Raw genomic sequence first — 13,638 nt, 5'->3', positions numbered from 1 at the left:
AGGGACGCCGTACTATGCCCCGCCTCAAAACCGGCCTTTGGGTCCGCGCGACACTGCGTCGTTTCAACGACGCTGGCTCCTCAGCCATGGTCCTCAATAAAGGTGATGAAGATGCCGGCGCTGTCCTGATTGTTCTGGAGGACACTGCGCGTAATCAAGTTATTTTGAGAGAAGATGGAAGCGCGTGGGTCCGTACCAATTTACTGAATGACGAAACCATCAACGAATATCTTATGCGCCAAATGCGCTACGATCCCGACTTATGGGTCATTGAAATAAATGTCCCCGATTGCAGCGTACTGATTGAAAAAGATCTAGGTTCACGCACCAGCGACGATGACGAGCCCGAAGAACTCTTCTGGTGAAGGCGGAGCTTCTCACACAGTAGAAACAAGTGTAGAGAAAAAGACACAGATTAGACTGAAAACACTAAAGCCCGTACTCAAGAACCCAACCACGCGCGTTAACGAAGCGTTGTGGTCAAACACAGTTTCAACACGAAACTTCAACAGTATTCGGGCAATTTGGAGAGAGATGACATGACGCGACGTTCCGCCCCCGGACACTTCTTCGCCCGGGTCGGGCTCGTAGCCGGAGCCTCTTTGCTCGCCCTTGGGACAGCACAAGCACAGCCGGTTCGTGGCCTATATATCTCCGGCGCTGGTGGTGTTGGCTGGAATCAGGACCAAGAAGTCCGCCTCTCCCCACATTTCCCCGGCGGCAAGGACCGTTATGACTATGGCGTAACGGGCCTTGGCAGCATTGGCTGGGGCTTCGGTAATGGCTTCCGCGTAGAAATTGAGGGAAATTACCGTAACAACCGCCTTCAGCAATTCCGCAGCAGCCAGTTCCCCTCATCAACGGGTGGCCGCCAGCAGGGTTACGGCACCATGATCAACGGCCTGTTTGACATGGATATCGGCAAGTCCTGGGTCTACCCCTATTTTGGCGCGGGCGTAGGCTATGGTTGGCAGAACATGCGAGCCAGTGTCCGCACTGCAGACTCAACCTTCCAACAATCCATCAATGGCACGGCAGGTAACTTTGCTTACCAAGGCATCTTTGGCCTTTCCTTTCCTGTGCCATGGGTCGTTGGCCTCTCAGCAACGACGGAGTATCGCTTTTACTCCTTGCTAGGTCCAAATGCGCATACCGCGTCTTCTTACGGAACCATTGGCGGTTACGGCCAAACCAAAGCTGCCAGCTTTGCAACGGGAAATCGTACCACTCGTACCGATTTCAACCATTCGCTCCTGCTAGGATTGCGCTACGAGTTCAACCCCGCGCCTCCACCAGCTCCGGTTGCGGCACCTATCGCAGCCCCCCAGCCCCAACCCCAGCGAGAACATATCTCGTTTTCTTTGACTGGGATTCCGCGACACTGAGCGACCGGGCACGTGCTGTTATTACCGAAGTCGCGAAGAACGTTGGCTCTGTGCAAGTCTCGCATATTGAAGTCAGCGGTTACACGGACAATTCAGCCGCACAACCCGGACAACGTGGCGAAAATTACAACCTCGCCCTGTCCGAACGTCGTGCTGAAAGCGTGAAAGCGGAATTAATACGTGACGGCATCGCATCAGGCATGATCGTAACACACGGTTTTGGTGAAACTCACCCACTTGTGACAACAGGCGCAAACACTCGCGAGCCGCAAAATCGCCGCGTAGAAATCGACCTAAAATAATCCGTAACAAGCTGATACTTTAATGAAACAAATGGCCCTTTATTTTCAATAAATGGGCCATTTTTCTTTTTTAAAAATATTTTAATACTTCAGAAATTTTCGCCATATTTCATTATGTTGCCTAAAAACAACATTTTTATGTAACAAGTGCTGATATGCCATAACACCATTGCGGTGATGTTTTGTTGCGTTAATGTCAGAACATTGCGGTTTTGTTACCCGCACCCTGTTCTATCAGTCGTTTTGCGACTGACCCACATTATTGCAACCGGATATACTGATGCCTGCAACGACATCGTTTAAATTACGGCACCGCCATCACGCGCTTCTGCTGAGCGCAAGTGTACTGGCATTTAGCGCCGTTTGCGCAGCAGCTCCGTCCGTCGCTCAAGCAGCTACGGCACACAAGCACGCAGCACATAGCGCCGCTAAAAAAGTAAAAAAGCCAGCTATTGCGCCAGCCGCAGTCGCTGCTACACCACAACGCGCTGCGGCCCCAGTTCAGCATTATGCTGCGGCTCGTCCAGCACGTATGGCGGTCCCGGCGTTTGTTGACCATAGCGTCGAAAACGTCATTGTAACAGGTTCTGCGCTCAGCACAGCACGTAACACCAGCGCAAACCCTGTACAAATCGTTACAGCAAAGCAAATTCAGAACACCGGTGCTAGCACTCTGAGCGAGTTCTTCCAGCGCCTGCCATCTGTCGGTTCTTCCGGCACCTACAACACGCAGACCAACGGCACGGGTGGCGCATCCTGCCTTGACCTGCGTAACCTTGGGCAGAATCGCGTTCTCGTTCTGATTGACGGTAAGCGTACAACGCTTAACGGCGATTCAAACTGCGTCGATCTGAACGCAATTCCTCTGCAGCAAGTTGCAAGCGTCGAAATCCTGAAGGATGGCGGCTCTGAGCTTTACGGTGCAGACGCTGTTTCCGGCGTTGTAAACATCAAGCTCCGTCATGACCTGAACGACGCAAACATCACGATCAAGGGATCCATCACCGGCTATGGTGATAACCCTGTCGGCCAAATCTCTGGTTACAAAGGCTGGAACTTTGACCACGGCAAGGGCAACCTGACGCTGTTTGGTTCGTACATGACGCAAGGCGGCATAATGCAGCGTAACCGCGCATGGGCAGCCACACCTCAAAGCAACAACCCTGCTTCTGCCAGCAGCGTACGTTACGGTTCTAGCATCACGCCATCAGGCTTCCTGATCGGCAATACATCTGGCAACCAGTATTCTATCGCAAACGGCCAGAGCACGACCTATGACGGCAAGCGCTATAACTTCGGCCAAGAACAATCTCTCGTAAATGCTCTGCAGGATTCAAACCTCACCGCAGATACACATTACGAGCTGAACAAGCATTTCGATTTCTACGGAAATGCACAATACGGCCACAAGACAAGCAGCACCTTTATGGCTGCGCAGCCAATCGCGTCTGTGCCTACAAGCATCTACGTACCAGCTAACTACCCCGGCAATCTGACGGGTGAAGACGCAACCCTGTATCGCCGCCTGACCGAGTACGGCAACCGCCGCACAACGACAGCCCTTGATACATTCACGGGTAAGCTTGGCGTTCAAGGCGAGATCGTTCACCAGTGGATGTACGACCTGTCCTACACCTATGGTAAGAGCCAAGACACAATCCAAACGCGCGGCGTTGGCAACTACCTCAACACCATGCGCGAATTTGGACTGGTCCCAAGCAACCTCTCCGACTTGTCTGACCCGAACACAACCTACTCTTACAACCCTAACTCCTGCGCAGGTTACACAGGCTGCGTTCAGAGCAGCGCTCTGGAACCTTTGTCAAAAGAAGCCGCAGCGTACGGCAACTACACCTCACGCGCGCACACAACGTACCAGTTGCGTGACCTGAACCTGCGTATTCACAACAACCACGTTGTGCAAATGCCATGGGCCAACGGTGGTGACCTCGGTATCGCCCTTGGTATGGAACACCGTGGCGAGCAGCTGACACAAACGCCTGACCCAATGGTTCAAGAAGGCAACACGTTCGGCAACCCAGTTGCTCCAACAGGCGGTGGCTTCAACGTTTCCGAAGGTTACGCTCAGGCTCACGTCCAGCTGCTGAAGAACGCGATGCTGGCACATGATCTCTCGATCGACGTGCAGGGCCGTTACTCTTCTTACAACACGTTCGGTAACGCGAAGAACTGGAAAGCCGGTATCAACTGGGCTCCAACGCAAGACATTCGCTTCCGCGGTACAATCGGTACATCTTTCCGTCAGCCTAACGTGTATGAATCATACGGTGGCCAAGCAATCAGCTTCAACGCTGCTACGGACCCATGTGCTCAGGCAAGCAGCTACGGCGCATTGGCCAATGCTGTAACCGCTAACTGTGCGGCTCGTGGCATTAACACAGCGACCTTCCAGCAGGCTGGTAGCGGCCAGATCCCGACCATCACAGGCGGTAACTCCAAGCTTCACCCGGAAACAGGTCGTACATACACATTCGGTGCCGTCCTGACGCCTCACTGGATCCCAGGCCTGTCAACATCTGCTGAATTCTGGCACTACACCGTTAACGGCATGATCGGTTCGCTTGGCACGCAGTACATTGTTGACTCGTGCTACACCGGAACAGACACAGCACAGTGCAGCAACGTCGTCCGTTCTTCTAACGGCCAGATCGCTACAGTCTCTGCTGTGGACCAGAACATCGGCACGATGATCGAAAGTGGTATCGACTGGGATACAAACTATCGCTTCCGCGTATCACCACACGACACTCTGATCGTTGACAACAACTTCCAGCGCCTGCTGACCTACAAGCAACAACAGACGCCTGGTGGCCAGTACTATGACTTCCTGGGCTCCATCTTCTACCAAGGTGGCAGCGGTCAGCCAATCACACGCGATTACGCTACGCTGACATGGCAGCATGGTCACTTCGCAGTGAACTACATGATGCAGTACACCAGCGGCATGCGTTGGAATAACGGTACGAACGACATCGTTGCTAACGGCAATGCACGTATTAGCACCCCAGCCATGGTCCAGAACGACATTTCCTTCGATTATTCTTGGAACAAATGGGCGTTCACCGGTGGTATCCAAAACATCAACAACAAGAAGCCCCCCTTCTTGGTTGATGCCGCAACGAACACCAATACAGCTCAGTACGGTGGCTTCATGTACGGTCGTACATTCTTCCTGCAAGCTGGCTTGAACTTCTAATTCCAGAAGCCAAGCACCTACGAAAAGCCCTCCTCACGGAGGGCTTTTTTTATGCGTAAGACACAAAAAAAACCGGCTGGGTAAAACCCAACCGGCTCTTTTGCAAAGCAGACTTAAAACGTCTTAGTGCTTGCGGTGTGCACGTGTATGACGCACAGGCGCAGCCTTCTTTGCTGCAGGCGTTGCAGCCTTGGCAGTTGTAGGCGGCGTAGGTGCCGTAACCGTAACACCCGTAGCATCAACCGTCGCCTTGACGGTCAGATGATCACGCTTGCCGCCAGAAGCTGTAATCAGCTCAGCGGTGAAGCTATCGGAGCCAACATAAGATGTAGCAGGCGTGTAATCGATGTAAGTCTGGCCGTTGTAGTTATACAAGAAGGCCTTACCGTGGGACGGAGCAGGATTCACACCAAATGATGTGTAGTTGCCACCGCCGGGTTGCTGCACAGCCAACGCACAAAGCCCATCATCACTCCGCACAGCCATCGTGACTGTCATGCTACCATCTGCTGCCGTAGTGACGGGCGAGACGTGACATACAGCCGATACCTTCTGGTAACCGAACGGATTAGGCGCAACCGAACGCTGAACCAGCGGTGTTTGGGCACAGCCCGCTAACAACAGGGCGACCGCACAGGCCGAACCCAAAGAAATGGCAGAACCTCGCAAGCGCACACTTACCTCCGGTACGATTCACACATTTAGAAACTACACCTCTGTAGCTTCCCCGCATGTAGAGCAGTAAATCGCCCAGCGAAAGGGCCAGAGCTACGCTCTTAGCCTTTCGCAGAACAATTTTTATCAATCCGTAAAAAGAAAACAAATTGCAGGAAATTTGCCGCTTTTCCGCCACGAAGTCATGGTCCACACACAAACAGTCTGTAGCGACTAAAAACCCGTAAAGTTTCTTGTTGAAAAACTCTTTTCAGGCTACTGCGCTGCACATTCAGATGATGGCTCAAAACCGTCAGTGCCTTGACCTCGTGGAGTGAGTGAATGCCCTCGATTTTCCGACGTTCTCTACTATTCAAAACATGCACTGGCTTAGCGCTCGCTACAGCCCTCATTGCAGGGCCAACCCAAACCTTCGCTGCGGATTGCAATAATTCACCTGCACATGAAGCGTTTGACGTTGCCGGCCTTAAGTCTGAACTCATGGTTACGGCTCTGTCTTGCAAAACGCAGGACCGCTACAATGCTTTTGTTGCTAAGTTTCGCCCTGCACTGCTCGACGCTGAAACACGCCTGAACACGTATTTCCGCGATACTTATGGCCGCCGCGCCCAAGCTGCTCATGACGATTACGTCACACAATTAGCAGATATCCAGTCCCTCGGCGGATTAAAGTCAGGTACTGTTTTCTGTGAACAGCGCGAAGCGATGTTTGACGAAACAGCTGCTCTGCAAACCGCCTCCGATCTCGCTCACTACGCTGAAGCGAAAGACGTAGCGCAACCAGCATCCTACGAAACCTGCTCCGCACCCGCAGCGACCGTAGACCGTCACTCCCGCCATGGCGAATCAAAGTCCAGCACTCACCGCCGCAGCCATAAAGGCTAATTTCTTTAGCGCAGCCCCTCGCAATGCTTGACGTGTGAGGGCTGCGCAGCGACAACGCTCTAATGAGCGATTTGTTCGAGTCACGCCAGAACGGCACTTCAGAATCACGAGGCCGTGGACGCGGCCGCGGACAGGCCCCTAAAGCAGCGGGTACGTCCAACAGCGCATCTGCTGCGCCTAATTACGATGCACAAGATATTGAAGTCCTTGAAGGGCTGGAACCTGTCCGACGTAGGCCGGGTATGTATATCGGTGGTACGGATGATAATGCCTACCATCACCTTGCTTCAGAAATACTCGACAATGCGATGGACGAAGCTGTCGCAGGCCACGCCAGCATTATCGAAATGCGGCTTGAGAGCGCGACACAACTCATGGTCCGCGATAATGGCCGTGGTATTCCCGTCGATCCACACCCCAAATTCCCGGATAAGTCTGCCCTTGAGGTCATTTTCACGACCCTTCATGCGGGCGGAAAATTCTCGGGCAAAGCTTATGATACCTCAGGCGGCCTACACGGCGTCGGCAGTTCCGTCGTTAATGCGCTCTCGGATAAGCTTGAGGTCGAGGTTGCCCGGGACCGCATATTATATCGGCAGGACTTCTCCCGTGGGTTACCGCTTGCGCCGCTTGCTCCCGTAGGAAATGCCCCTAATCGCCGAGGCACCACTATACGCTTTGCGCCTGACCCACAGATTTTTGGATCACACCATTTTTCTCCAGCGCGGCTTTTTCGTCTGTGTAAATCAAAAGCGGCTCTCTTTCGCGGCGTTACTATCCAGTGGCGGTGTGAACCAAACCTCATCAAAGCGGACGACAACACCCCCACTGAAGCACTCATCCAATTTCCGAACGGCTTGGAAGATGCCCTTGCTGCAGACTTGGGAGAAAATCCTTCCCTACTTTCCCCATACTGGGCTGGAGAAGCAGAACTCCCTATCGCCGCTGATGGACGTACCGGAGGGCGTGTTGAATGGGCCGTAGCGTTCTTAGAGAGCGGGACCTCGGCCCTTGCCTCTTACTGCAACACTATTCCAACCCCCCAAGGCGGCACGCATGAGGCAGGCTTTAGAGCGGCACTTGTAAAAGGTTTTCGCGCATGGGGTGACCAGCGCAAGAATAAGCGTGCTGCAGCCATTACCGCAGAAGACGTGCTTGGGGCCGTAGCAGCCAAACTGTCCGTCTTCATTCGTGACCCCCAATTCCAAGGGCAAACGAAAGACAAGTTGACAACGCAGGAAGCCACGCGCCTCGTCGAAGGTGCACTGCGTGACCGTATTGACCACTGGCTGGGCGGCAATCCCCAACAGGCCGACAACCTTTTGGCGTTCATGATCGAACGTGCGGAGGACCGCCTGCGGCGACGCGAAGTCAAAGAAACCGCGCGTAAGAGCGCGACACGTAAGCTGCGCTTACCGGGTAAGCTTACGGATTGCACCCGTGAAAATGCCGCCGAAACCGAACTGTTTCTTGTCGAGGGTGAGTCTGCTGGCGGATCAGCACGTCAAGCTCGCGATCGTGAAACACAGGCGGTCCTACCGTTGCGCGGTAAAATTCTGAACGTGGCCTCCGCTACCGCAGACAAATTACGCGCTAACCAAGAACTTAGAGACCTGACTGAAGCATTGGGGTGCGGCATTGGTCAGAGCTTTGACGTAAGCCGCCTTCGCTACGGACGCGTCATTATCATGACGGATGCTGACGTGGACGGCGCTCATATCGCGTCGCTGCTCATGACCTTCTTCTACCGCGAAATGCCTGACCTGATCCGTTATGGCCACCTGCACCTCGCGCAGCCTCCGCTCTACCGCTTAACGCATGGCGCAAAAACCATATACGCGATGGACGACATGGACCGCGAGCGCCGTATTCGGAGCGACTTTAAGCCTAACGCGAAGGTTGAAGTATCGCGCTTTAAAGGTCTGGGAGAAATGCCGGTAAAAGACCTGAAGCAAACCACAATGGACCCCGCCCGCAGAACACTCCTGCGCGTCGTTGCTCCACCTGAGGAACGCCACCACACCAGCGAACGTGTCGAAAGCCTGATGGGCCGCAAGCCTGAACTACGCTTCCGCTTCATTCAGGAACACGCGCGTAGCGTTGAAAACCTCGACGTCTGATCATGACAACGCCTCCCCAACCCCCTGAGCGTTATACCCAACTCAAGGCCGTCGGCCTCCTTATAGGGGGCATTTCCTCTTTCCAGATCGGTGCGACACTGGCTAAAGGGCTTTTCCCGCTTTTTGGCCCCTCCGGTATGGTGGGACTGCGCGTCTGTTTGGCCGCACTGATTTTGTTAACAATCTGGAGACCACTGCCCGGACAGCTGAACAAAAAGACCCTGATGCTGCTTTTACCTTACGGTCTTTCAATCGCCGTCATGAATTTCTGCTTTTACATAGCACTGGTACGACTGCCTCTCGGCATTGTGGTTGCCTTGGAATTTACAGGCCCTTTGACCCTTGCCCTCACAGGCTCACGCAGGGTTCTTGATCTCTGCTGGGCGAGCTTTGTTATTCTCGGCCTTTACCTTCTACTGCGCCCTGAGAGCGCCGCGCATGGCAACCTGCACAGCCTAGACCCCGTTGGCATTGCAGCAGCCCTGCTGAGCGGCTGCGGCTGGATTGTTTATATTTTGACGGGCACGCGCATTGGCCGCACCCTGCCTGCTGGCCTTGCAACGACACTTGGCATGAGCACAGCTGGCATTATTCTACTACCCTGCCTTATCCCAACGCTTCCACTTATCGCCACACATCCATGGCAGGGCGGAGCTGCGTTGAGTGTTGCCGTGCTCTCCTCAGCCGTCCCTTACATCCTTGATATGATGGCCATGCGCCGCCTCAAACCGCGCGACTTAGGCATATTGCTCAGCATGGAGCCCATGCTGGGCGCTATATCTGGCCTTCTTTTCTTGGGTGAAAATTTGTCCAGCGCCCGCTGGGTAGGCGTGCTGTGCATTGTTACAGCATCCGCAGGTAACGTCTTAACAAGCCCGCGCAATACGCATCACTAAATCAGAAGATTTCGACGTGACTCCGGAACCCGAGCATCACCGCATCGCGTAAGTTCCGTTGTCCGTTCGGATGATGATAGTATTGGATGTCCGGCTCCATCGTTATTGCACGACCGATCGGGAAGCCATAGTTCAGCTCAATCACTTCAGCGTCAGTCTGCACGCCTGTTGCACGATAGGGCAGCGGCTTATTCTGCATCAGCAGACGCTCTTCGGTTTTCTGAACGCCATTAGCAATATGCATATACGAAAAGGCTAAACCAATCGTGTCCGATGGACGACTGGTCCAGAAACCATTCAGAATCAACCCTGCGTAAAACTGACGGTCTCTCAATGCCGTTTTTGGCGAGTTCAAAACCGCACCAGCAAGCAAGGAAAGACCTGTTTTTGTGTGCTTGCGTGAGGTCCATAGGCGCTGATCCATTAAGAACCAACTGGACCAAGAACCATTGCTCCGCGCTGCCGAAAAGCCGCTCTCGGAATAGGGGTTACCCAAACTATCCAAGAAGTTTTCGTCGCGCGTGACCCTTTCAACTGCAAAACCGAGCTTGTAATGCCCCGGAAATGCCACTTCGCCGGAGCGCCGCCGAAAATTAGGCTGCCAGCCCACCTCAACCGGAAAAATTTCCCCTACGTGATAGGCTCCGCTCAAATGAAAGCCCGAGCGGTTTCTTGCAGGCGAGAAAATTCCTTCCTCGGCAAAATACACACCTGTCTGGACATATATGTCCCGCCGCAAAGGACGAAAACGGACACGCGCGGCCCATACGGAAGATGGATAAGAACTGTAATAGATACTGTCAGATGCCCCCTTAGGGCGCCCGCAGAAACTATTATTCATGAACGTACAGAACAAAGAACCCGTAGCGAAGTCGGATAGCTGCGCCATGCGCCCAGCCGCTATAGCCAACCGGTCTTCAAGCAAATGCTGCTCGCCATACGCCATAACCAAATGGACAACGACGTTCCCGCCACCGCCATACGTTTCCTGACTATGCGCTAACCAATCGCCAAACATACGGTTAGCCGTCGTTCCGTAACGCCCTACCACAACAGCATGGGTCGTAAAGCCGGACCAGCCCAAAAGCCGGTCCCAATCTGTCAGGACATTTAGCGCGTATTGCCCGGCGTTGGAGGAACCTTGGCGATAACCATGCCCCGGCGTAGGTGCTGTGACCGCAGCCATAAACTCATTCAGGTTATCAAACTGCACTATGGTTCCGTGGCGACGGAGCCAGCCGGAGCGCTGATTTACAATAGGAAACAGGGAAGGTGAAACAGGAAAGTTACCGATGACCCGCTCATAAGCTGAAGCTTTGGGCAAAGCCTCTGCCGCACCAGGGGACGGCAGAGGGTCATCTGTATGACTACCTGACTGGTCAGAGGCCGTATCTGTCGCAGGAGAGGGCCCATCTGTGGATTGAGGTTTGGCATTTGCAATCCCGAAGGCTGCAAATGCCATGAGCAACGCGATAGCTGGGACAGGTCTCAAAACGTTCAGAACATCTCGGCCAAGCCTCCCAGCCAGCCGCTCCCCTAATTATCGCTCGTATCAGGCCCAGCACCCTGAGCCTGACCACCTTCAGGCTTTGCGGGTGCTATTCCAAGCGTCTCACCGTTTGGACCACGGTAATCCGTCAAGCGCTCCAGTCCGGAAACTTCCAGTGTCCGGGTTGGGAAAGGAATGTCAATGCCACGTGCTTCGAAGCACTTCTTCATGCGGCGATAAAATTGACGCTGGACCGGCCAACGACCCGCTGTCGTCGTAGGCAAGGTACCCCTTACCGTGACCGACCAGTCATTCAATGAATCAACGCCCCACATCTGGAAGTCATCAATAATGAGGTTTTTGAACTCAGGATCAGCCCGCATTTCAGCAGTAATGTCGTTAATAGCCTTAACCACATCGTCTGTATCCGCCGAGTAGCCTACCTCTGCCACGATAATAGCCCGGGCAAAGTCACGGTTATAATTTATAATCTGGTTCAAGGAGCTGAACGGGAAAATATTCATAGACCCGTCATTCGCCCTTACGTGGACTGTCCGTAAGGAGAGTTTCTCAACCACCCCGTAAGTCCCGCTCAAGGTCACAGCATCCCCAACTGTGAGCGCGTTTTCCATCAGCAAAAAGATTCCGCTGATAAAATCTTGCACTAGTTTTTGTGAACCAAAACCCAAAGCCACACCAAAAATGGATGCACTGGCAAGCAGAGGGGCCGTGTTAACGCCGATCTCTGACAGAATCGTCAAGCCAATTACCGCTGACAGAACGACGAGCAGAATAATGCGCAGCATTGGTTGCAAGGTACGGAAACGCGCAGCCTTGGCCACACCATCATCCGACTTCACCAAACGGTCCAAATGCCGCTCTGTAGCAACGCTGACTACTTCCCACACCAGCACGCCGATCAACAACGCAACAAGTATAGTCAGTACAGACGAGAATATATGCTGCCCCAAACCGCCTTGCTGGAAGAGTTCACGCACGGGCGCACCCCACGCAACAGACAGCGCAAAAACCGTCACAACAGCAAGCAGTATCGTAACAATATGCTGCGCTGCAGGATAATAGCGGCCAATTCGCGTTTGGGCATCTTCCGTAAGTGAAGCCCAGTCTGGCAAATGACGGAACAGTCGCTCCACTCCACCGTAAGCAATGATGCTTACAAGACGTATTAACGCGATAGCAACGCAGGTCCGGAGGAACAGCGATGTGATCGTTGCGTAACCACCATGGATCTCAGCCGCCCAAACAAGCCACAAGGCCAGATCGAAGAAGATTGCGGCAATCCACCAACCATGGCCGACGAAACGGATAATCCCTGGCACCCGGCTACGCGCCGCAGCTTGCTCGCACAGTTTCCAAACCGGCGCGCGTCCGCGCAAAATCATGAATAGAATTTGCAGGTGCAGTAGCAAAGCCAACAGTTTGCCCAATGCCCCAACAACAGCCTCAGGCATGCCAACCGAAGACAGAACTGTCAGCACCGCAATACCGAAGCCCAGTGTGGTCCCAAGGCGCTTAAGCCAGCCGAACCAGAATGCTGCCCCCTTATTGCCGAGGATGAGCAAACGCCGCCAAGAATGCTGAGGAGCAAACAAAGCCTGAATGAGCGCTACAAAGCCACAGGCACCGAAACAACCAATCCATGCCACAGCTTCAATAGCGTCCCCAGTCGCATTGTCCCCCGCAGTATCGACGCCCTCAATGAGGAAAGCCGCCAACGGGAACATGGCAATCGGGAGAATGTCCAAAACGAATAGCCCAAATGCGAAGGGCAAACGTCTAAATGCAAGGACTAGCTTAGACCAAGAGCCTTGATGGTGTACGCGTTGAGCTTCATCGCGCTCTGCCTCTTTGGCGGAACGTACCGTATCGCTCTGTTCGCGCGTTGCTTCTGCCGCATTATGTGCATCACGGGCTTCGCGCCACTCATCTCGCTCTTCCCGGGCATTTTTGAGTTGCCCGCGCTCAGCTAGAGCTTGGCGTGGTTTTTTAAGCAGGATGCGTAGGAGCGCACACAAAGCACCACCAACAACTAAAAGCGCTGCAACACGCAGGAGCACCTTTAGAATCAGAGCCTGAGCAGCCGGGTTGTGTATGACTCCGACAAGCCAAACCCCCAGCGCCCGGACATTTCCGACCGTGCCTACGAGTACATGTGCTTCATGTTGAATCGCATGGCCAAAAGCAACAACGCTATCCAGCATCTGGTTGCCAAGATTATCAGGCTGCGCTTTTGCTGCTGGCGCCGGCGTACCGCCCGGGACTGCACCAGCGCTTTGAGCTGTAGCCAGATTTTTTAGCGTCGTCGTGAATGCGCGTCTTTTGGCATCGTCATTGAGAACCCCGAGCAATTGCTGTGCCTGCTCTTGTGTTAGGCTCGGTACTGGCGGGGCTTCTGCCCGTGCAATGCCACCTTGCAGCAACAAAAACATGCTTGCTGCGAACACCAGAAAAAAGCGAGAGAGCCCTCGCCTTTTGTGTTCTTTATACGGCGGTGCTCGGTCCGCATTCTTGTCTACGCTCGGCGCCATTAAGATAACTCCCGGTTGAACTGCCTTCTAACTGTTCCGAAGATTATTGATGCGGTTAGCAAAAGCTGGCTCAGCCACCATAATCTTCAAAGGCTCAGATTAATTTTGCGCTCGACTCTC

8 protein-coding genes and 1 pseudogene are annotated in these 13,638 nt (G+C 53.7%); 6 read left to right on the top strand and 3 right to left on the bottom strand.

What is annotated here, in order from left to right:
- Positions 1-14: 14 nt before the first annotated feature.
- From D5366_RS07235 to D5366_RS07225, 3 genes and pseudogenes are all read left to right on the top strand, one after another.
- Positions 15-365, top strand: coding sequence for a DUF1491 family protein (locus D5366_RS07235; RefSeq protein WP_141492902.1), 351 nt, complete (start codon positions 15-17; stop codon positions 363-365).
- Between the two features lie 174 nt (positions 366-539).
- A pseudogene (locus tag D5366_RS07230) lies at positions 540-1,687 on the top strand (OmpA family protein).
- Positions 1,688-1,967: 280 nt separating this feature from the next.
- Positions 1,968-4,904: a TonB-dependent receptor domain-containing protein gene (locus tag D5366_RS07225; RefSeq protein ID WP_141492901.1), complete on the top strand. Its 2,937-nt coding sequence runs from the start codon at positions 1,968-1,970 to the stop codon at positions 4,902-4,904.
- Positions 4,905-5,027: 123 nt separating this feature from the next.
- Here D5366_RS07225 and D5366_RS07220 read toward each other — a convergent pair whose 3' ends face one another.
- Positions 5,028-5,579 (bottom strand): hypothetical protein, encoded by a 552-nt coding sequence (locus D5366_RS07220; RefSeq protein WP_373317494.1) that lies wholly within the window; start codon positions 5,577-5,579, stop codon positions 5,028-5,030.
- 321 nt (positions 5,580-5,900) lie between these two features.
- Between D5366_RS07220 and D5366_RS07215 the strand changes: the two genes are divergently transcribed.
- The 3 genes from D5366_RS07215 to D5366_RS07205 all read left to right on the top strand — a co-directional run bounded on the left by D5366_RS07215 (position 5,901) and on the right by D5366_RS07205 (position 9,480).
- Entirely contained in the window at positions 5,901-6,464 is a 564-nt protein-coding gene (locus tag D5366_RS07215; protein WP_141492900.1) for a hypothetical protein, read from the top strand.
- A 62-nt stretch (positions 6,465-6,526) separates the two neighbouring features.
- Positions 6,527-8,584 carry a DNA topoisomerase IV subunit B gene (gene parE, locus D5366_RS07210; RefSeq protein WP_141492899.1) on the top strand — a complete coding sequence of 686 codons (2,058 nt, stop codon included), beginning with the start codon at positions 6,527-6,529 and terminating at the stop codon, positions 8,582-8,584.
- 2 nt (positions 8,585-8,586) lie between these two features.
- Positions 8,587-9,480, top strand: a complete 894-nt coding sequence (locus D5366_RS07205) for an EamA family transporter (protein ID WP_141492898.1) — start codon at positions 8,587-8,589, stop codon at positions 9,478-9,480.
- A gap of 1 nt (position 9,481) precedes the next feature.
- Here the strand turns inward: D5366_RS07205 and D5366_RS07200 are convergent, their stop codons facing one another.
- Together D5366_RS07200 and D5366_RS07195 are read right to left on the bottom strand one after the other, a co-directional pair.
- A complete protein-coding gene (locus D5366_RS07200; RefSeq protein WP_141492897.1) occupies positions 9,482-10,942 on the bottom strand; it encodes a carbohydrate porin in 1,461 nt (486 codons plus the stop codon).
- A 74-nt stretch (positions 10,943-11,016) separates the two neighbouring features.
- Entirely contained in the window at positions 11,017-13,518 is a 2,502-nt protein-coding gene (locus D5366_RS07195) for a mechanosensitive ion channel domain-containing protein (protein WP_141492896.1), read from the bottom strand.
- Positions 13,519-13,638: the final 120 nt, after the last annotated feature.

The organism is Neokomagataea tanensis (assembly GCF_006542335.1).
Lineage (GTDB): Bacteria > Pseudomonadota > Alphaproteobacteria > Acetobacterales > Acetobacteraceae > Gluconobacter > Gluconobacter tanensis.
Note: the sequence above shows the minus strand (reverse complement) of the source record. Positions and strands in the feature narration are given on the sequence as shown.

Coding starts and splice junctions, on each gene's coding strand:
- D5366_RS07235 (WP_141492902.1), top strand. CDS start 15: ATGCCCCGCCTCAAAACCGGCCTTTGGGTCCGCGCGACACTGCGTCGT.
- D5366_RS07225 (WP_141492901.1), top strand. CDS start 1,968: ATGCCTGCAACGACATCGTTTAAATTACGGCACCGCCATCACGCGCTT.
- D5366_RS07215 (WP_141492900.1), top strand. CDS start 5,901: ATGCCCTCGATTTTCCGACGTTCTCTACTATTCAAAACATGCACTGGC.
- parE (WP_141492899.1), top strand. CDS start 6,527: ATGAGCGATTTGTTCGAGTCACGCCAGAACGGCACTTCAGAATCACGA.
- D5366_RS07205 (WP_141492898.1), top strand. CDS start 8,587: ATGACAACGCCTCCCCAACCCCCTGAGCGTTATACCCAACTCAAGGCC.
- D5366_RS07200 (WP_141492897.1), bottom strand. CDS start 10,942: ATGGCATTTGCAGCCTTCGGGATTGCAAATGCCAAACCTCAATCCACA.
- D5366_RS07195 (WP_141492896.1), bottom strand. CDS start 13,518: ATGGCGCCGAGCGTAGACAAGAATGCGGACCGAGCACCGCCGTATAAA.